The sequence below is a fragment of the Pseudomonas sp. NPDC089918 genome (assembly GCF_050280605.1).
GTDB lineage: Bacteria > Pseudomonadota > Gammaproteobacteria > Pseudomonadales > Pseudomonadaceae > Aquipseudomonas.
The window spans coordinates 1-18,902 of the sequence record NZ_JBNNVP010000068.1; the positions used below are offsets into that span (position 1 = coordinate 1).

The 18,902-nt window shown below is 58.4% G+C and carries 22 protein-coding genes and 1 pseudogene; 19 read left to right on the forward strand and 4 right to left on the reverse strand.

The genetic code is table 11. The features are described 5' to 3' along the window. Nucleotides 1–189: 189 nt before the first annotated feature. The 3 genes from ACQKPC_RS28705 to ACQKPC_RS28715 all read right to left on the reverse strand — a co-directional run bounded on the left by ACQKPC_RS28705 (nt 190) and on the right by ACQKPC_RS28715 (nt 3,911). Entirely contained in the window at nt 190–1,506 is a 1,317-nt protein-coding gene (locus ACQKPC_RS28705; RefSeq protein WP_427627999.1) for an MFS transporter, read from the reverse strand. Nucleotides 1,507–1,844: 338 nt separating this feature from the next. Continuing rightward, nucleotides 1,845–3,086, reverse strand: coding sequence for an HlyC/CorC family transporter (locus ACQKPC_RS28710; protein WP_427628001.1), 1,242 nt, complete (start codon nt 3,084–3,086; stop codon nt 1,845–1,847). Nucleotides 3,087–3,098: 12 nt separating this feature from the next. Next, a complete protein-coding gene (locus ACQKPC_RS28715) occupies nt 3,099–3,911 on the reverse strand; it encodes a cytochrome C assembly family protein (RefSeq protein ID WP_032830310.1) in 813 nt (270 codons plus the stop codon). Nucleotides 3,912–4,121: 210 nt separating this feature from the next. Here ACQKPC_RS28715 and ffh point away from each other — a divergent pair, with 210 nt between their 5' ends. The 5 genes from ffh (at nt 4,122) to rplS (ending at nt 7,692) form a co-directional block, all read left to right on the forward strand. Further along, nucleotides 4,122–5,498: a signal recognition particle protein gene (ffh, locus tag ACQKPC_RS28720; RefSeq protein WP_008071004.1), complete on the forward strand. Its 1,377-nt coding sequence runs from the start codon at nt 4,122–4,124 to the stop codon at nt 5,496–5,498. A 249-nt stretch (nt 5,499–5,747) separates the two neighbouring features. Then, nucleotides 5,748–5,999 (forward strand): 30S ribosomal protein S16, encoded by a 252-nt coding sequence (gene rpsP / locus ACQKPC_RS28725; protein ID WP_003198088.1) that lies wholly within the window; start codon nt 5,748–5,750, stop codon nt 5,997–5,999. Nucleotides 6,000–6,004: 5 nt separating this feature from the next. Continuing rightward, nucleotides 6,005–6,541 (forward strand): ribosome maturation factor RimM, encoded by a 537-nt coding sequence (rimM, locus tag ACQKPC_RS28730; RefSeq protein ID WP_046053340.1) that lies wholly within the window; start codon nt 6,005–6,007, stop codon nt 6,539–6,541. Further along, nucleotides 6,523–7,296 carry a tRNA (guanosine(37)-N1)-methyltransferase TrmD gene (trmD, locus tag ACQKPC_RS28735; protein ID WP_173667518.1) on the forward strand — a complete coding sequence of 258 codons (774 nt, stop codon included), beginning with the start codon at nt 6,523–6,525 and terminating at the stop codon, nt 7,294–7,296. Before rimM ends, trmD begins: the two co-directional genes overlap by 19 nt. Nucleotides 7,297–7,341: 45 nt before the next feature. Further along, a complete protein-coding gene (gene rplS / locus ACQKPC_RS28740; RefSeq protein ID WP_003175895.1) occupies nt 7,342–7,692 on the forward strand; it encodes a 50S ribosomal protein L19 in 351 nt (116 codons plus the stop codon). Nucleotides 7,693–8,011: 319 nt separating this feature from the next. Here the strand turns inward: rplS and suhB are convergent, their stop codons facing one another. Then, nucleotides 8,012–8,830 carry an inositol-phosphate phosphatase gene (gene suhB, locus ACQKPC_RS28745; RefSeq protein WP_008070994.1) on the reverse strand — a complete coding sequence of 273 codons (819 nt, stop codon included), beginning with the start codon at nt 8,828–8,830 and terminating at the stop codon, nt 8,012–8,014. Nucleotides 8,831–8,976: 146 nt separating this feature from the next. On the opposite strand from suhB, the gene trmJ reads away from it, so the two are divergent. The 14 genes and pseudogenes from trmJ to ACQKPC_RS28815 form a co-directional block, all read left to right on the forward strand. After that, the gene (gene trmJ / locus ACQKPC_RS28750; protein WP_007903572.1) at nt 8,977–9,747 is read left to right on the forward strand and encodes a tRNA (cytosine(32)/uridine(32)-2'-O)-methyltransferase TrmJ; all 771 of its coding nucleotides are present in this window, start codon (nt 8,977–8,979) and stop codon (nt 9,745–9,747) included. Nucleotides 9,748–9,749: 2 nt separating this feature from the next. After that, the gene (gene cysE, locus ACQKPC_RS28755; protein WP_008014724.1) at nt 9,750–10,526 is read left to right on the forward strand and encodes a serine O-acetyltransferase; all 777 of its coding nucleotides are present in this window, start codon (nt 9,750–9,752) and stop codon (nt 10,524–10,526) included. Nucleotides 10,527–10,719: 193 nt separating this feature from the next. Next, nucleotides 10,720–11,211 (forward strand): Fe-S cluster assembly transcriptional regulator IscR, encoded by a 492-nt coding sequence (gene iscR / locus ACQKPC_RS28760; protein WP_007903581.1) that lies wholly within the window; start codon nt 10,720–10,722, stop codon nt 11,209–11,211. Between the two features lie 50 nt (nt 11,212–11,261). Further along, nucleotides 11,262–12,476, forward strand: coding sequence for an IscS subfamily cysteine desulfurase (locus tag ACQKPC_RS28765; RefSeq protein ID WP_427628005.1), 1,215 nt, complete (start codon nt 11,262–11,264; stop codon nt 12,474–12,476). Between the two features lie 85 nt (nt 12,477–12,561). After that, nucleotides 12,562–12,948 carry a Fe-S cluster assembly scaffold IscU gene (gene iscU, locus ACQKPC_RS28770; protein ID WP_003443374.1) on the forward strand — a complete coding sequence of 129 codons (387 nt, stop codon included), beginning with the start codon at nt 12,562–12,564 and terminating at the stop codon, nt 12,946–12,948. A gap of 34 nt (nt 12,949–12,982) precedes the next feature. Further along, nucleotides 12,983–13,306 (forward strand): iron-sulfur cluster assembly protein IscA, encoded by a 324-nt coding sequence (gene iscA / locus ACQKPC_RS28775; protein WP_007903589.1) that lies wholly within the window; start codon nt 12,983–12,985, stop codon nt 13,304–13,306. 8 nt (nt 13,307–13,314) lie between these two features. Continuing rightward, entirely contained in the window at nt 13,315–13,836 is a 522-nt protein-coding gene (hscB, locus tag ACQKPC_RS28780; RefSeq protein ID WP_007903590.1) for a co-chaperone HscB, read from the forward strand. A gap of 51 nt (nt 13,837–13,887) precedes the next feature. Beyond that, nucleotides 13,888–15,753, forward strand: a complete 1,866-nt coding sequence (gene hscA, locus ACQKPC_RS28785; RefSeq protein ID WP_218398953.1) for a Fe-S protein assembly chaperone HscA — start codon at nt 13,888–13,890, stop codon at nt 15,751–15,753. After that, nucleotides 15,753–16,094 (forward strand): ISC system 2Fe-2S type ferredoxin, encoded by a 342-nt coding sequence (fdx, locus tag ACQKPC_RS28790; protein WP_007903596.1) that lies wholly within the window; start codon nt 15,753–15,755, stop codon nt 16,092–16,094. The genes hscA and fdx overlap by 1 nt, the downstream gene beginning before the upstream one ends. A gap of 14 nt (nt 16,095–16,108) precedes the next feature. Further along, nucleotides 16,109–16,309 (forward strand): Fe-S cluster assembly protein IscX, encoded by a 201-nt coding sequence (gene iscX / locus ACQKPC_RS28795; protein WP_007903597.1) that lies wholly within the window; start codon nt 16,109–16,111, stop codon nt 16,307–16,309. A 92-nt stretch (nt 16,310–16,401) separates the two neighbouring features. Beyond that, nucleotides 16,402–16,827, forward strand: a complete 426-nt coding sequence (ndk, locus tag ACQKPC_RS28800) for a nucleoside-diphosphate kinase (RefSeq protein ID WP_007916882.1) — start codon at nt 16,402–16,404, stop codon at nt 16,825–16,827. 28 nt (nt 16,828–16,855) lie between these two features. Beyond that, nucleotides 16,856–18,004 (forward strand): 23S rRNA (adenine(2503)-C(2))-methyltransferase RlmN, encoded by a 1,149-nt coding sequence (gene rlmN / locus ACQKPC_RS28805; RefSeq protein WP_007903600.1) that lies wholly within the window; start codon nt 16,856–16,858, stop codon nt 18,002–18,004. 12 nt (nt 18,005–18,016) lie between these two features. Further along, nucleotides 18,017–18,775: a type IV pilus biogenesis/stability protein PilW gene (gene pilW / locus ACQKPC_RS28810; RefSeq protein WP_427628009.1), complete on the forward strand. Its 759-nt coding sequence runs from the start codon at nt 18,017–18,019 to the stop codon at nt 18,773–18,775. 27 nt (nt 18,776–18,802) lie between these two features. Beyond that, a pseudogene (locus ACQKPC_RS28815) lies at nt 18,803–18,902 on the forward strand (hypothetical protein); the annotation flags it as partial.

Genomic DNA, 18,902 nt, shown 5'->3' on the forward strand with positions numbered 1-18,902 from the left:
TTCCAGGGCATGGTCAGGCACCTCCTGACCGTATTTCATACCTGTAAACGATGTCTCCGGTTTAAAACGTAAAGGATGTCTCCGGTTTCTACCCGAGCAAGCCCGCTCCCACAGGGTTTTCAGTTGATCACAAATTTTGTGTACACCTGAAAATCCTGTGGGAGCGGGCTTGCCCGCGATGGCGTTTTATCAGGCAACCCGATTCAAATCGTTATGCCGCGTTTCCTTCAGGCACAGCACAGCAATCAGACTGAGTACTGCCGCCCCCGACACATACCCGCCGACATAACTCAAACCGCCCATCGCCACTAGTTTTTGCGCAAAGAACGGCGCCGCTGAGGCTCCGACAATGCCGCCCAGATTGTAGGCCGCCGACGCGCCGGTATAGCGCACGTGGGTCGGGAACAGCTCCGGCAGCAGCGCGCCCATCGGCGCAAACGTCACGCCCATCAGAAACAGTTCGATGCACAGGAACAGCGCCACACCCCAGGTCGAGCCTTGGGTCAGCAGCGGTTCCATCAGGAATCCGGACAGAATCGCCAGCACGCCGCCGATGATCAGCACCGGTTTGCGCCCGAAACGATCACTGGCCCAGGCCGACAGCGGTGTCGCGGCCGCCATGAACAGCACCGCGAAACACAGCAGGCCGAGGAAGGTTTCGCGGGTGTAGCCGAGCGTCGAAACACCATAGCTCAGCGAAAACACTGTCGAGATGTAGAACAGCGCGTAACACACCACCATCGAGCCGGCACCCAGCAGCATCGGCGCCCAGTATTGGCTGAACAGCTCGACCAGCGGGATCTTCACCCGTTCCTGACGAGCCATGGCATTGGCGAATACCGGGGTTTCGTGGAGCTTGAGGCGTACATACAGGCCCACCATCACCAGCGCGGCACTGAGCAGGAACGGAATCCGCCAGCCCCACGAACGGAACTGCTCGTCGTTGAGGCTCATGGCCAGGGTCAGGAACAGGCCGTTGGCCGCCAGAAATCCGATCGATGGGCCGAGTTGCGGAAACATGCCGTACCAGGCGCGCTTGCCTTTGGGCGCGTTCTCCGTGGCCAGCAATGCGGCACCGCCCCATTCACCGCCCAGCCCCAGGCCTTGGCCGAAGCGCAGCACGCAAAGCAGGATGGGCGCCCAGGCGCCAATGCTGTCGTAACCCGGCAGCACGCCGATCAACGTGGTGCACACGCCCATCAGCAGCAGGGAGGCGACCAGTGTCGATTTACGCCCGATGCGGTCACCGAAGTGGCCGAACAGCGCCGAACCCAGTGGTCGCGCAAGGAAGGCGATACCGAAGGTGAGGAACGCCGACAGCATTTGGGCGGTACCGGAGGTCTGCGGAAAGAACACCGGACCGATCACCAGCGCTGCCGCAGTGGCATAGACGTAGAAGTCGTAGAACTCGATGGCCGTGCCGATGAAACTCGCGGTGGCTACTCGGGTGGCGGAGTTGGTTGGTTGGACAGGCGTGGTGTCGCTGAACGTTGTGCTGGTCGTCATGCGGTAATCCCTGACAGTCATGGGCCCCAGTGGAGCGAATTATTATGGTCGAATACCCAGGGATGTGGGTTTAACGCAGAGTGCGGGTAGCACGGGGTATGGCGGGGCTGGGTAAGCGGCTCGATTATAGGAAGGCGGCTAATGATTCAACAAGCGGCTTGGAGGATGCGATGGCTTTTGTGGCGAGGTAGCTTGCTCCCGCTCGGGCGCGTAGCGGCCGCAAACGGCTGAATGCATTCTTTCAGGCTAATCGCGCTGTCTGTGATCGGGCCTGCTTCGCAGTCCAGCGGGAGCAAGCTCCCTCGCCACAGGCAAGCCCCTAGCTACGGGGGGGGCTGTCAGATTTTGGAAAGGGCAGGCACTGAACTGGTATGCCAAATCAACACGCGCGTGACGCGATTGTCTTCCGTCTCCAGAATCTCCAGCCGATAACGCCCGATCTTCAGGCAAACCGCACTCTCCGGAATCGTTTCCAGCGCCTCGGTCACCAACCCGTTGAGGGTTTTCGGACCATCACTGGGCAGATGCCAGCCAAGGCTCTTGTTCAATTCACGAATCGACGCCGCGCCCTCGATGACCAAACGCCCATCGGCCTGCGGATGGATGTGCGGATTATCCAGGCTGTGCTGGCTTTCGAATTCACCGACGATTTCTTCGAGAATGTCTTCCAGGGTCACGATGCCCAGCACTTCGCCGTACTCGTCGACCACCATGCCCAAACGCCGCTGCTGCTTGTGAAAGTTTAGCAATTGCAGTTGCAGCGGGGTGCTTTCCGGTACGAAGTACGGTTCGTGACTGGCGGCCAGCAACGCTTCCCGGGTCAGGCTTGAATCCGGTAGTAAATGACGGATCTGTCGGGTGTTGAGCACCGCTTCGACCTGATTGATGTCGCTGTGAAATACCGGCAGGCGAGTGCGTCTGTTATGGCGCAGTTGTTCGATGATTTCTTCGAGGGAATCGTCCAGATTGATTCCGTCGACGTCACTGCGCGGCACCAGAATATCGTTGACCGTGATGTTATCCAGCGCATGGATACCTGACAGCGAATGCGGGCGACTGGCGGCGTGTTCGTGATCGTCATGCCGATCTGCTGGCGCCTCGTCTTCGCTTTGTTGCACCACATTGATTTTGCGGGCGAATGGTCGCATCAGCAGTTGGCTGATGGCATTGAGCAGCCAGGCAGCCGGGTAGACGATCTTCAAGGGTATGCCGAGCAGTGTGTTGCCCAGGCTCAGGACGGCATCGGGATAGCGCACGGCAAGGGTGCGCGGCAGGTAGTCGGCGAACACCAGCAGCACCGCACTGGCACCGAGGCAGGCAATCCATACACCGTTTTGCGCCCAGGTGAAAATCGCCAGCAAGGTGCTGATGACCACTACCAGCGCGCGGCACAGTGTGTTGCAGAGGATCAGGCTGTTGAGCGGGAAACTCAGCTTCGCCACGGGTTTGTCGCTCGAACGCGAGGCCGTGCGCTGGGCCAGCAGCTGCTGTTGTGCAATTTCGATGGCGGTAAACAGCCCCGACCATAAAATCAGCAGGGCCAGCACCGCGAGCATCGGCCCTATGGGCAAGTCGTCCATTAATGCCGCCCGTCAGATATGCAGAATGTATTCGCGGACCAGCTTGCTGCCGAAGTACGCCAGCATCAGCAGGCAAAAACCGGCAAGGGTCCAGCGGATGGCTTTGTGTCCGCGCCAGCCGAGGCGGTTACGTCCCCAAAGCAGCACGCTGAACACGATCCAGGCCAGGCACGCCAGCAAGGTTTTATGCACCAGGTGCTGGGCGAACAGGTTCTCGACGAACAGCCAGCCGGAGATCAGCGACAACGAAAGCAGGCTCCAGCCGGCCCACAGGAAACCAAACAGCAGGCTTTCCATGGTTTGCAGCGGCGGGAAGTTCTTGATCAGCCCGGATGGATGCTTGTGTTTGAGCTGATGGTCCTGAACCAGCAGCAGCAAAGACTGGAACACGGCAATGGTGAACATGCCGTAAGCGAGGATCGACAAGAGGATGTGGGCGAGGATGCCTGGCGCTTCGTCAATGATCTGCACCGTACCGGCGGGGGCGAACTGTGCCAGCACCACGGTGGCGGCGCCCAGCGGGAACAGCAATAGCAGCAGGTTTTCCACCGGAATCCGCGAACAGGCCAGCAGGGTCAGGGCGATGACCGCTGCGGCAATCAGGCTGGCGGCGCTGAAAAAGTCCAGGGCCAGGCCGATCGGTGTCAGCAGATAGGTGATCAGGCTGACGCTGTGAGCCAGCACGGCCAGCACACCGAGCGTGACCAGCAGGCGCTTGTTCGCCTTGGCGCCGGTGGCCAGACGAGTGCCTTGATAGAGGGTCGCAGCGGCATATAAGCAGGCGGCGGCGAGGGTGGTAAGCAAACTGGGTGACAAGGGGAGCATAAATCCTGTTAGGCAAGCCCGAAAGGCGCTGAGTTTGGCATAGAACCCCCATAGCACGAAAGACCATGCAACCTGACGGCGAGGTGTCCGCCAGACGCAGTCTTCGCTATAATCCGCGACCTGCCCACGCCGCAGGCTCGCCGAGCACATGTTTATTCCGGTCTGGGCCGCCATTATCCCGGTCTACACAGGGCCTGAAAGGATCGCGCAATGTTTGAAAACTTAACCGACCGTCTCTCGCAGACGCTGCGCCATGTCACCGGCAAAGCCAAACTGACCGAAGACAACATCAAAGACACCCTGCGCGAAGTGCGCATGGCGCTGCTCGAAGCCGACGTCGCCTTGCCGGTGGTCAAAGACTTCGTCAATTCGGTCAAGGAACGCGCTGTCGGCACCGAGGTGTCACGCAGCCTGACGCCGGGCCAGGCCTTCGTGAAAATCGTCCAGGCCGAACTCGAAAGCCTGATGGGCGCGGCCAACGAAGACCTGAACCTGAGCGCCGTTCCTCCTGCCGTCGTGTTGATGGCCGGTCTGCAGGGGGCGGGTAAAACCACCACCGCCGGCAAACTGGCGCGCTTCCTTAAAGAGCGCAAGAAGAAGTCGGTCATGGTTGTGTCCGCGGACGTTTACCGTCCGGCGGCGATCAAGCAGCTTGAAATGCTCGCGGGTGAAGTTGGCGTTACCTTCTTCCCGTCCGACCTGAGCCAGAAGCCGGTCGACATCGCGCAAGCTGCAATTAAAGAAGCAAAACTGAAATTCATTGACGTGGTTATCGTCGATACCGCCGGTCGTCTGCACATCGACGAAGAGATGATGGGCGAGATCAAGGCGCTGCATGCCGCGATCAACCCGGTTGAAACCCTGTTCGTGGTCGATGCCATGACCGGCCAGGACGCCGCCAACACGGCGAAGGCTTTCGGCGATGCGCTGCCGCTGACCGGTGTGATCCTGACCAAGGTCGACGGCGATGCCCGTGGCGGTGCCGCGTTGTCGGTACGTGCCATCACCGGCAAGCCGATCAAGTTCATCGGTATGGGCGAGAAGAGCGAAGCGCTCGAGCCGTTCCACCCTGAGCGTATTGCTTCGCGCATCCTCGGCATGGGCGACGTGCTCAGCCTGATCGAGCAGGCCGAACAGACCCTCGACAAAGACAAGGCCGATAAACTGGCCAAGAAGCTGAAGAAGGGCAAGGGCTTCGACCTCGAAGACTTCCGCGATCAGCTTCAACAGATGAAAAACATGGGCGGCCTCGGCGGCCTCATGGACAAACTGCCGAACATGGGCGGCGTGAATCTGGCGCAAATGGGCAACGCCCAGGGCGCGGCAGAGAAACAGTTCAAGCAGATGGAAGCCATCATCAACTCCATGACCCCGGCCGAGCGCCGCGACCCTGAGCTGATCAGCGGTTCGCGCAAGCGCCGGATAGCCATGGGTTCCGGCACTCAGGTGCAGGACATCGGTCGCTTGATCAAGCAGCACAAGCAGATGCAGAAGATGATGAAGAAATTCTCCGCAAAAGGCGGAATGGCCAAAATGATGCGCGGCATGGGCGGTATGTTGCCCGGCGGCGGCATGCCGAAAATGTAAAAGATTCGCGCCGGCAGTCATGTCGGCGCTGCCCACATGGAAGTGGGATCTCCAGCAAACCCGCACTTGGCGGGAGCTGACTGGCCGTTTTCAACGACGGCTCTATAGCAAATCTGGATGGCGACCGATAGGCCGCCGGAAAAAGACATTTGCAAAAGTCCGGATATTCCTTAGAATATGCGGCCTTTCGGGCACCTATGCCCGCTGTGCCTTTAGATTTGCAGCACCGACTACAGGAACGATGTTCACATGCTAACAATCCGTCTTGCCCTTGGCGGCTCCAAAAAGCGCCCGTTTTACCACTTGACCGTAACCGACAGCCGCAACCCGCGCGACGGTTCGCACAAGGAACAGGTTGGTTTCTTCAACCCTGTTGCTCGTGGTCAAGAAGTTCGTCTGTCCGTGAACCAAGAGCGCGTAGCCTACTGGCTGAGCGTTGGTGCACAACCTTCTGAGCGCGTTGCTCAGTTGTTGAAGGAATCTGCTAAGGCTGCGGCCTGAGCAATATGAACGCGACGCCAGCTGTTGCTGATGATTTGATCGTTATTGGCAAAATTTATTCTGTTCATGGCGTTCGCGGCGAAGTGAAGGTGTATTCCTTTACTGATCCGACTGAAAACCTGTTGCAGTACAAAACCTGGACGCTCAAGCGCGAAGGCAATGTGAAGCAGGTTGAGCTGGTCAGCGGACGTGGGAGCGACAAGTTCCTGGTCGCAAAGCTCAAGGGTCTTGATGATCGTGAAGAAGCGCGTCTTCTGGCTGGTTATGAGATCTGTGTGCCGCGCAACCTGTTCCCTGAATTGACCGACGGCGAGTACTACTGGTACCAGCTGGAAGGTCTGAAGGTTATTGATCAACTCGGGCAACTGCTCGGGAAAATCGATCATCTTCTGGAAACCGGCGCCAATGATGTAATGGTGGTCAAGCCTTGCGCTGGTAGCCTGGATGATCGCGAACGCCTGTTGCCCTATACGGAGCAATGCGTGTTGGCTGTCGACCTTGCCGCAGGCGAGATGAAGGTGGAATGGGATGCGGACTTCTAAACGTGGCTAACCTGCGCGTAGAAGTGATCAGTTTGTTTCCCGAGATGTTCTCCGCCATCAGCGAGTACGGCATCACCAGTCGGGCGGTGAAACAGGGGCTGTTGCAGCTCACCTGTTGGAATCCGCGAGACTACACGACGGATCGACATCACACGGTGGATGATCGCCCATTTGGCGGTGGTCCGGGCATGGTGATGAAGATCAAGCCCCTGGAAGATGCTCTGGTTCAGGCCAAGGCAGCAGCCGGGGAGGCGGCGAAGGTAATTTACCTGTCCCCCCAAGGCCGTCAACTGACTCAGTCGGCGGTACGCGAGTTGGCGAATCTGGATGCATTGATCCTGATTGCCGGCCGCTATGAAGGCATTGACGAGCGTTTTATAGATGCTCATGTCGATGAAGAGTGGTCGATTGGCGACTATGTACTGTCTGGCGGCGAGCTGCCGGCGATGGTCCTGATCGATGCGGTTACACGACTGCTGCCTGGAGCTTTAGGGCATGCGGACTCCGCCGAGGAAGATTCCTTTACGGATGGTTTGCTGGATTGCCCGCACTACACCCGACCGGAGGTGTATGCGGATCAGCGTGTTCCCGACGTATTGCTAAGTGGCAATCACGCGCACATCCGGCGTTGGCGTTTACAGCAGTCCCTTGGTAGGACCTTTGAACGACGCGCCGATCTTCTGGAAAGCCGCTCGCTTTCTGGAGAAGAGAAGAAGCTGCTCGAGGAATACATCCGCGAGCGGGACGATAGTTAACAACGTATCGATGGTAGATCCGACGATTTACCTTAGGAGCACAGCATGACTAACAAAATCATCCTTGCACTCGAAGCAGAGCAGATGACCAAAGAGATCCCTACCTTTGCCCCGGGCGACACCATTGTCGTTCAGGTGAAAGTGAAGGAAGGCGATCGTTCGCGTCTGCAAGCGTTCGAAGGCGTAGTTATCGCCAAGCGTAACCGCGGCGTAAACAGTGCTTTCACTGTTCGTAAAATCTCCAACGGTGTTGGCGTAGAGCGTACTTTCCAGACCTACAGCCCGCAAATCGACAGCATGGCCGTTAAACGTCGCGGTGACGTACGTAAAGCCAAGCTGTACTACCTGCGTGACCTGTCCGGTAAAGCAGCTCGCATCAAGGAAAAACTGGCTTAAGTCCAGCTTCCGATGCGCAAGAGCCAGCCTGTTCAGGTTGGCTCTTCAAGAAAATGCCTCGTATCGAAAGATACGGGGCATTTTTCGTTATGGCTGCATATAAAGGTCGGCTAATGTGCGGAACCTGTGGGGGCGGGCTTGCTCGCGAAGAGGGTATATCAGTCGACATTGATGTTGCCTGGTGCGTCGTCTTCGCGGGCAAGCCCGCTCCCACAGGGATCGCGGCGTTAAGGGAGAAGACTTTTTTCGCACAAAAGAAAACGCCCCGAACAGGTCGGGGCGTTTGCTTGAAGTGCTACGGCTTTTTGAGCGTGGGCGCTTAGCGCTTCAGCGAAGCTGGCAGGTGCGGCTGGATCGCCGTCAGTACTGCCTTGAAGCACTTGGTGTTGCCGGCGACGATGTGGCCTTTCTCAAGGAAGTCGTGACCGCCGGTGAAGTCGCTCACCAAGCCGCCGGCTTCCTGGATCAGCAGGGCGCCTGCAGCCATGTCCCACTCGGACAGGCCCGACTCCCAGAACGCATCGAAACGGCCGGCGGCCACATAGGCCAGGTCCAGGCTCGCCGAGCCGGCGCGGCGGATGCCGGCGGTCTGGCCAACCAGGGCGCGGAACATGCCCAGGTAGTTGTCGAGGTTGTCCATCTGGTCGTCGCGGAACGGGAAGCCGGTACCCAGCAGGGCGCCGTCCAGGCTGGTGCGACCGCTGACGCGCAGACGGCGACCGTTCAGTTGGGCGCCGCGACCACGGCTGGCGGTGAATTCTTCCTGGCGAACCGGATCCAGAACAACAGCGTGCTCCAGGCGACCGCGGTATTTGCAGGCAATGCTGACAGCGAAGTGAGGAATGCCGCGCAGGAAGTTGGTGGTGCCGTCCAGTGGATCGATGATCCACAGGTACTCTTCGCCTTCGATGCCGCTACCGGCGTGCATGCCGGTTTCTTCACCCATGATCGAGTGATTAGGGTAAGCCTTGCGCAGTGCATCGATGATTTTCTGTTCGGCGGCGCGATCCACCTCGGATACATAATCCTTGGCGTCTTTTTCGTCGACCTTGATGGTATCCAGGCGCTCGATGGAGCGGAAAATCAATTCACTGGCGCTGCGGGCGGCGCGCAGCGCGATATTCAGCATGGGCTGCATGGATGTGTCACCTAAGGTTGTTAAAGAAAGCCGGGCATTCTATCAGAACTTTTCTACAGGTGAAGGTCAGTGTTCGCTTTCATAGCTTAACGGTAGGTTGAGCTGTAAGATTCTGCTCCCCATTAAAGTGTTCGAGAGCGCCTCCCTTGCTGCAAAACATTCGTGTCGTCCTGGTCAATACCAGTCACCCCGGCAATATCGGCGGGGCTGCGCGTGCCATGAAGAACATGGGCCTGTCGCGGCTGGTGCTGGTCGAACCGCGGTTGTTCCCGCACCACGAGGCCGATGCGCGTGCGTCCGGCGCCGGTGACATCCTTGAAAATGCTCAAGTCGTCGCCACCCTGGAAGATGCCTTGGTCGGCTGCAATCTGGTGCTCGGCACCAGTGCTCGTGATCGTCGCATTCCCTGGCCGTTGCTCGATCCCCGCGAATGCGGTGTGAAGGTGGTAGAGGAGGCGGGTCAGGGCGCCGAGATCGCGTTGGTGTTCGGTCGTGAAGATTCCGGCCTGACCAACGAAGAGCTGCAGCGATGTCATTATCACGTGCACATCCCATCAGACCCTGAGTTCAGTTCGCTGAACCTTGGGGCGGCGGTGCAGGTGTTGAGCTATGAAGTGCGTATGTCCTGGTTGGCGGCTGCAGGTCAGCCGAGCAAGGTCGAGAAGGAAGAAGTGGCGTCCACCAAAAGTGGTGAGCTGGCGACCATGGATGAGCTGGAGCGATTCTATGAGCACCTGGAGCAAACGCTGGTGGCCATCGAATTCCTCGACCCGGAAAAACCACGGCACTTGATGGCGCGTCTGCGCCGGTTGTACGGACGCAGCTCGGTCAGCCGGGCGGAAATGAATATATTGCGTGGCATCCTCACGGAAACCCAGAAAGCGGCCCGTGGCGAGCTTCTAAAGCGGAAGGATTAATGATGTTCGAGCGTTTGCGTGAAGATATCCAAAGTGTTTTCCATCGTGACCCGGCGGCGCGTAATGCTTTTGAGGTTCTGACGTGCTACCCGGGCATGCACGCCATCTGGATCCATCGCCTGTCGTCGGCGTTGTGGGGTATGGGCTGGAAATGGCTGGCGCGTCTGGTGTCGAACTTCGGTCGCTGGTTGACCGGAATCGAGATTCATCCGGGTGCCAAGGTCGGTCGTCGTTTCTTTATTGACCACGGCATGGGCATCGTTATCGGTGAGACTGCCGAGATCGGCAACGATGTCACCCTGTATCAAGGCGTGACCCTTGGCGGCACCAGCTGGAACAAGGGCAAGCGTCACCCGACCCTGGAAGACGGCGTGGTGGTCGGGGCGGGCGCCAAGGTGCTCGGCCCGTTTACGGTGGGTGCCGGGGCCAAGGTGGGTTCCAATGCCGTGGTCACCAAGGCGGTTCCGCCCGGGGCAACGGTGGTGGGGATTCCGGGGCGGATCATCGTCAAGTCCGATGAAGAGCAGGACGCCAAGCGCAAGGCCATGGCCGAGAAGATCGGTTTCGACGCCTACGGTGTCGGCGAAGACATGCCGGACCCGGTGGCTCGAGCCATTAACCAGTTGCTCGATCATCTGCAGGCTGTAGACGGTCGACTTGAAGGGATGTGCGGGGCGCTGAAGGACCTGGGTAGCAATTACTGTGCGAAAGATCTGCCTGAACTGCGCGAAGAAGACTTTGCCTGTGTGAAGGATAAGGATCAGAGCCAGGCCGGCTAAACCGAGTCAACTTCATCGCGGGCTTGCCCGTGATGAACGATAACTCGGTACTGCTGGCTGTGCACCGCCAGCCTTTGCTATGATGCGCGCGCTCTTTTGCGGGTAAACCTGAGTAAAGCACTAGGTCTTATAGTTGACTTAAATACTCGGGAATTGCATACTCGCCCCATTCCGAATTCCGTGGTAATTGTCCATGCGACTGACTACAAAAGGCCGATACGCCGTGACCGCCATGCTTGACCTGGCGTTGCATGCGCAGCACGGGCCGGTGTCCCTGGCCGATATCTCCGAGCGCCAAGGCATCTCCCTGTCCTACCTCGAGCAGCTTTTTGCCAAATTGCGCCGCAGCAATCTGGTGTCCAGTGTTCGCGGTCCGGGCGGCGGCTACCAGCTGTCCCGCGACATGCAGGGCATCCAGGTCGCCCAGGTGATCGATGCGGTCAACGAATCGGTCGATGCAACCAAATGCCAGGGCCAAGGTGATTGCCATCAAGGCGACACCTGTCTGACCCACCACTTGTGGTGCGATCTGAGCCTGCAGATTCACGAATTTCTGAGCGGTATCAGCTTGGCTGACCTTGTAACTCGTCGTGAGGTGCAAGAAGTAGCCCAGCGTCAGGACCAGCGTCGTTGCAACAGCAAGGCGCCACGCCTGGACAAGATTGAAGCGTCCGCCGTCGAATGACAGCCAAAGAGCTAGCGGCACGCCAGCCAGCCTGATTTAGGAGATAGTCCATGAAATTGCCGATTTACCTTGATTACTCTGCGACGACCCCGGTTGATCCACGTGTCGCGCAAAAGATGAGTGAATGCCTGCTGGTCGACGGAAACTTCGGTAACCCGGCGTCCCGTTCCCACGTGTTCGGCTGGAAAGCTGAAGAGTCCGTCGAGAACGCTCGCCGTCAGGTCGCAGACCTGGTTAACGCCGACCCGCGTGAAATCGTCTGGACCTCCGGTGCCACCGAGTCCGACAACCTGGCAATCAAGGGTGCGGCGCATTTCTACTCCACCAAAGGCAAGCACCTGATCACCACCAAGATTGAGCACAAGGCTGTCCTCGACACCATGCGCCAACTGGAGCGTGAAGGTTTCGAAGTGACCTACCTCGACCCTCGCGAAGATGGTCTGGTGACTCCGGAAATGATCGAAGCTGCCCTGCGTGACGACACCATCCTGGTCTCGGTCATGCACGTGAACAACGAAATCGGCACCATCAACGACATCGCTGCCATCGGCGAACTGTGCCGCTCCAAGGGCATTCTGTTCCACGTCGACGCCGCTCAGTCCACCGGCAAGGTCGAGATCGACCTGTCGAAACTGAAAGTCGACATGATGTCGTTCTCTGCCCACAAAACCTACGGCCCTAAAGGCATCGGCGCACTGTACGTCAGCCGCAAGCCGCGTGTTCGCATCGAAGCGACCATGCACGGCGGCGGTCATGAGCGCGGCATGCGTTCCGGCACCCTGGCGACCCACCAGATCGTTGGCATGGGCGAAGCTTTCCGTGTGGCCAAGGAAGACATGGCCGCCGAGAACGTCCGTATCAAAGCCCTGAGCGACCGCTTCTTCAAGCAGGTCGAAGGCCTGGAAGAGCTGTACGTCAACGGCAGCATGACCGCCCGCGTACCGCACAACCTGAACCTGAGCTTCAACTACGTTGAAGGCGAATCGCTGATCATGGCGCTCAAGGATCTGGCGGTTTCGTCCGGTTCGGCCTGCACCTCGGCGTCGCTTGAGCCTTCGTACGTACTGCGCGCCCTGGGCCGCAACGACGAACTGGCGCACAGCTCGATTCGCTTCACCTTCGGCCGTTTCACCACCGAAGAAGAAATCGACTACGCCGCGCAGAAAGTCTGCGAGGCCGTTACCAAGCTGCGCACTCTCTCGCCGCTGTGGGACATGTACAAAGATGGCGTCGACATTTCGAAAATCGAGTGGGCGGCGCACTGATATTCAAGTCGCCGCAACCGGGCTCTGCTAATCCACGATTGGCAGGGCTTCAAGAGCGACTCCTGATGAGTGAGGATTAAGAATCATGGCTTACAGCGAAAAGGTCATCGACCACTACGAGAACCCGCGCAACGTCGGCAAGATGGACGCGGAAGATCCTGATGTCGGCACCGGCATGGTCGGCGCTCCGGCGTGCGGCGACGTGATGCGCCTGCAGATCAAGGTCAACGAACAAGGCATCATCGAAGACGCCAAGTTCAAGACTTACGGTTGCGGTTCGGCGATCGCCTCCAGCTCCCTGGCGACCGAGTGGATGAAAGGCAAGACTCTGGATGAAGCAGAGACCATCAAGAACACTCAGCTGGCCGAAGAACTGGCCCTGCCGCCAGTAAAAATTCACTGCTCCGTACTTGCTGAAGACGCTATCAAAGCGGCCGTTCGCGACTACAAGCAGAAGAAAGGCTTGATCTGACTTTCAAGATTTGGCGACGAGTAAGGAGTCACCGATGGCTATCAGCATGACAGAAGCGGCTGCTCAACACGTGCGACGCTCCCTCAACGGGCGCGGCAAAGGTGAAGGGATTCGTCTGGGTGTTCGCACCACAGGCTGTTCCGGCCTTGCCTACGTGCTGGAGTTTGTCGACGAGGTGGTTGCAGAGGATCAGGTGTTCGAAAGTCACGGCGAGAAAGTGATCATCGACCCGAAAAGCCTGGCCTACCTGGACGGCACCGAACTCGATTTCGTCAAGGAAGGGTTGAACGAAGGCTTCAAGTTCAACAACCCCAACGTGCGCGGTGAATGTGGCTGCGGCGAAAGCTTCAACATCTGAGGCTGCGCGTGGGTACTCCTTGTCATTTCGCTTTATTTGAGCTGAAACCGAGCTTCCGTCTGGATCTCGATCAGTTGGCCACGCGCTACCGTGAGTTGGCGCGCGGTGTTCATCCGGACCGCTTTGCTGACGCTTCCGAGCGTGAGCAGCGGCTGGCGCTCGAGCAATCCGCGAGCCTCAACGAGGCCTACCAGACGCTCAAAAGTCCCCCCAAACGCGCGCGATACCTGCTCGCCATGGGTGGTCGCGAGCTGCCGCTGGAGGTCACGGTGCATGATCCGGAGTTTCTTCTGCAGCAGATGGAGTTGCGTGAAGAGCTCGAAGACCTGCAAGACAGCGCCGACCTGGCGGGTGTTGCAGTGTTCAAGCGTCGCTTGAAGAGCGCGCAGGATGAACTGAACGAAAGCTTCGCAGCCTGTTGGGATGATGCAGCGCAACGTGAACAGGCCGAACGCCTGATGCGGCGCATGCAGTTCCTCGACAAGCTCACCTACGAAGTGCGCCAGTTAGAAGAGCGCCTCGACGATTAACCCAGTGCCGCTCCGGTCGCACGCCTGATATACAGATAAGTCCTGATCACGATGGCCCTACTGCAGATCGCCGAACCCGGCCAAAGTCCTCAACCGCACCAGCGTCGTCTGGCTGTGGGGATCGACTTGGGCACTACCAATTCGCTGGTCGCTGCGTTGCGCAGTGGTCTTTCCGAGCCTCTGGCCGACGCGCAAGGGCAGGTCATCCTGCCGTCTGCCGTGCGCTATCACGCCGATCGCGTCGAAGTCGGCGAGTCGGCCAAACTGGCCGCTGCGTCCGATCCTTTGAATACTGTGCTGTCGGTCAAGCGCTTGATGGGTCGTGGTTTGTCCGACGTCAAGCAATTGGGCGATCAGCTGCCGTACCGGTTTGTCGACGGCGAGTCGCATATGCCGTTCATCGACACGGTGCAAGGTCCGAAAAGCCCGGTCGAAGTCTCCGCCGATATCCTCAAGGTGCTGCGTCAGCGCGCTGAAGCGACCTTGGGTGGCGAGCTGGTTGGCGCGGTGATCACCGTTCCGGCCTATTTCGATGATGCTCAGCGTCAAGCCACCAAGGATGCGGCCAAGCTGGCCGGTCTGAACGTGCTGCGTCTGCTCAATGAGCCAACCGCCGCCGCTGTCGCCTACGGTCTGGATCAGCACGCCGAAGGCTTGGTCGCGATTTATGACCTGGGCGGCGGTACGTTCGATATTTCGATTCTGCGCCTGACCGGCGGTGTGTTTGAAGTGCTGGCCACCGGCGGCGACAGCGCCCTGGGTGGCGATGACTTTGACCATGCTATCGCTGGCTGGATCATCGAGAGCGCCGGTCTGTCGGCCGACCTCGATCCGGGTACGCAACGTAATCTGCTGCAAACCGCGTGCGCAGCCAAAGAAGCCCTGACCAATTGCTCGTCCGTCGAAGTCGCTTATGGCGACTGGAAGGCCGAGCTGACCCGAGACGCCTTCAATGCGTTGATCGAGCCGATGGTTGCTCGCAGCTTGAAAGCCTGCCGTCGCGCGGTGCGTGATTCCGGTATCGAGCTGGAAGACGTACACGCTGTGGTCATGGTCGGCGGCTCGACGCGTGTGCCTCGCGTCCGCGAAGCTGTTGCGCAGGCCTTCGGTCGCGAGCCGCTGACCGAAATCGATCCGGATCAAGTCGTCGCCATCGGTGCCGCGATCCAGGCCGATACCCTGGCCGGCAACAAGCGTGATGGCGGCGAACTGCTGTTGCTCGACGTGATTCCGTTGTCCCTGGGGCTGGAAACCATGGGTGGTCTGATGGAGAAGGTGATTCCGCGCAACACCACCATCCCCGTCGCCCGGGCTCAGGACTTCACCACTTATAAAGATGGCCAGTCGGCCATGGCGATCCACGTATTGCAGGGTGAGCGCGAGTTGATCAGCGACTGCCGCTCCCTGGCACGCTTCGAATTGCGTGGTATTCCGGCGATGGTGGCTGGCGCGGCGAAGATTCGCGTGACCTTCCAGGTCGACGCCGATGGTCTGCTCAGTGTCTCGGCTCGCGAATTGGGTTCGGGCGTCGAAGCCAGCATTCAGGTCAAGCCGTCTTACGGCCTGACCGACGGCGAAATCGCCAAGATGCTCAAGGATTCGTTCCAGCATGCCAACGATGACAAAGTCGCCCGCGTATTGCGTGAGCAGCAAGTCGATGCCCAGCGCCTGATCGAGGCGGTGCAGGGCGCTCTGGAGGTTGACGGCGAACGCCTGCTTGACGCCGAAGAGCGCATGGTCATCGAATTGCAGATGCAGGAACTGACCGAATTGATGAAAGGCACCGATGGTTACGCCATCGAGCAGCAGACCAAGCGTCTGTCGCAGGTGACCGATGCCTTTGCTGCCCGCCGCCTGGACTCTACGGTGAAAGCCGCTCTGGCGGGGCGCAATCTGAATGAAATCGAGGATAACTGATGCCGCAGGTCATTTTTCTGCCACACGAGAAGTTCTGCCCGGAAGGCATGGTTGTAGAGGCTGAACCCGGTATTTCCATTCTCGAACTGGCCCATGAACATCATATCGAGATGGAAAGCGCCTGTGGCGGCGTCTGCGCCTGCACTACCTGCCACTGCATCGTTCGCGAAGGTTTCGATTCGCTGGAAGAGGCTGATGAGCTGGAAGAAGACTTTCTTGATCGGGCGTGGGGTCTGGAAGCGCAATCTCGTCTAGCCTGTCAGGCGATCGTCGGGACAGAAGACCTGACCATCGAAATTCCGAAATATTCGCTCAACCATGCAGCCGAAGCGCCGCACTGATTCAAGGAACCGACATGAGTCTGAAATGGGTTGATGTGCTTGAAATCGCGATCCAGCTGGCTGAGTCCAGGCCGGAAGTGGATCCGCGTTATGTGAACTTCGTCGATCTGCACCAATGGGTGCTGGCATTGCCGGAGTTCAGTGATGATCCGACCCGCGGTGGCGAGAAGGTGCTTGAAGCCATTCAGGCTGCCTGGATCGAAGAAGCAGACTGATTCTGCACCGTACGCAGTTAGGCAATACCAAAGAACCCGCGTATAATTCGCGGGTTTAATTTTTCGCAAATTACCGTTTCTGGAGTTACACCATGGCTGTTCAACGTACTTTCTCCATCATCAAGCCTGACGCTGTTGCAAAAAACGTTATCGGCGAGATCACCACTCGTTTCGAAAAAGCTGGCCTGCGCGTTGTAGCTTCGAAACTGAAGCAACTGTCCAAAGCTGAAGCTGAAGGCTTCTACGCTGAGCACAGCGCTCGTGGTTTCTTCGGCGACCTGGTTGCTTTCATGATCTCCGGTCCGGTTGTCGTTCAGGTTCTGGAAGGCGAAAACGCTATCGCTCTGAACCGTGAGCTGATGGGCGCTACCAACCCTAAAGAAGCTGCTGCCGGCACCATCCGCGCTGACTTCGCTGATTCCATCGACGCCAACGCTGTACACGGTTCGGACTCCGAAGCCGCTGCTGCTCGCGAAATCTCGTACTTCTTCGCAGCTACTGAAGTAACCACTCGCTAAGCATTGGCTTAAGAGTGAAGGTGAATCCATGACTACATCGACTGTAAAAACCAACCTGCTGGGTCTGACTCAACAGGAAATGGAAAAATTCTTCGACTCAATCGGGGAGAAGCGTTTCCGTGCCGGTCAGGTAATGAAATGGATTCACCATCTTGGCGTTGATGATTTCGACGCCATGACGAACGTCAGCAAGGCCTTGCGCGACAAGCTCAAGGCCATTGCTGAAGTCCGCGGCCCCGAAGTGGTCAGCGAGGACATCTCCACCGATGGCACCCGTAAGTGGGTGGTGCGCGTGGCGTCCGGGAGCTGCGTCGAGACCGTGTACATTCCCCAGGGCAAACGCGGCACTCTGTGCGTTTCGTCCCAGGCAGGCTGTGCCCTGGATTGCAGTTTCTGCTCCACCGGCAAGCAAGGTTTCAACAGCAACCTCACCGCCGCCGAAGTGATCGGTCAGGTGTGGATTGCCAATAAATCGTTCGGCAGCATCCCGGCGACCGCCGACCGTGCCATCACCAACGTGGTGATGATGGGCATGGGTGAGCCGCTGCTGAACTTCGACAACGTCGTGGCCGCCATGCATCTGATGATGGATGACCTGGGCTACGGGATCTCCAAGCGCCGCGTGACCCTGTCCACTTCGGGCGTGGTGCCGATGATCGATGAGCTGTCCAAGCACATCGACGTGTCCCTGGCGTTGTCGCTGCACGCACCAAACGACGCATTGCGTAACCAATTGGTGCCGATCAACAAGAAATATCCGCTTAAGATGCTGCTCGAGTCGTGCCAGCGCTACATGTCGTCCCTGGGCGAAAAGCGCGTGCTGACCATCGAGTACACCTTGCTTAAGGACATCAACGACAAGGTTGAACACGCCGTTGAGATGATCGAGCTGCTCAAGAACATCCCGTGCAAGATCAACCTGATTCCGTTCAACCCGTTCCCGCATTCCGGTTACGAGCGCCCAAGCAACAACGCGATTCGCCGGTTTCAGGATCAGCTTCACCATGCAGGCTTCAATGTCACCGTACGCACCACCCGCGGTGAAGACATCGATGCCGCGTGTGGCCAATTGGTAGGGCAGGTGCTGGATCGCACCCGTCGCAGCGAACGTTATATCGCCGTGCGCGAGTTGAGCGCCGAAAACGATATCGCAACAAACGCTGCGAACAATAATTAAGAGAGGATCTCTATGTCCCTGCGCTTCGCGCTGCTTGTGCTGTTGGCCAGTCTCTGTGCTGGTTGTGTCCTGTCGGGCGATTTCAACCCGATGAAGACCAGCAAGGGCCGTGATGAGGCGCGTGCCGCCTACGTGCAGCTGGGCCTGGGTTATCTGCAGCAAGGCATGACCGAGCGCGCCAAAGTCCCGTTGAAGAAGGCCTTGGACCTGGATAGCTCGGATCCTGATGCCAACGCGGCTCTGGGGCTGGTGTTCCAGGCTGAGATGGAGCCGGAACTGGCCGATCAGCATTTTCGCAAGGCGCTGTCTTCTCGTCCCGCCGATGCGCGAATCCTGAATAACTACGGCAGTTTTCTTTTCGAAGAGAAACGTTACAAAGAGGCGTACGAACACTTCGAACAGGCCGCCGCCGATACTTTGTATCCTGAGCGTTCACGGGTTTTCGAAAACCTGGGCATGACCGCTTCAAAGCTTGGCCAGCGTGATCTGGCCCGCCAGCAACTGGAAAAAGCCCTGCGTCTGAATCGCCAACAGCCACGTGCATTGCTGGAAATGGCTGAGTTGTCTTACGAAGACAGGCATTATGTGCCCGCGCGTGACTATTACGACCGTTTTAGCCTGCTCACCGAGCAAAATGCACGTAGTCTATTGCTCGGCGTTCGGTTGGCAAAAGTGTTCGAAGATCGCGACAAGGCCGCCAGTTTTGGCCTGCAATTAAAACGACTCTATCCCGGTACGCCGGAATATCAGCAATACCTGTCGGAGCAATGATGAAAGCGGCGCATCCCGAAGTTGTAGCAGCGTCCCGAGCTCGGCATGGTGTCTCCAATCAAATTCATTCCGCAGGCCGAAGAGACCGGGTTGATCGTGCCCATCGGCGACTGGGTGATTCATACTG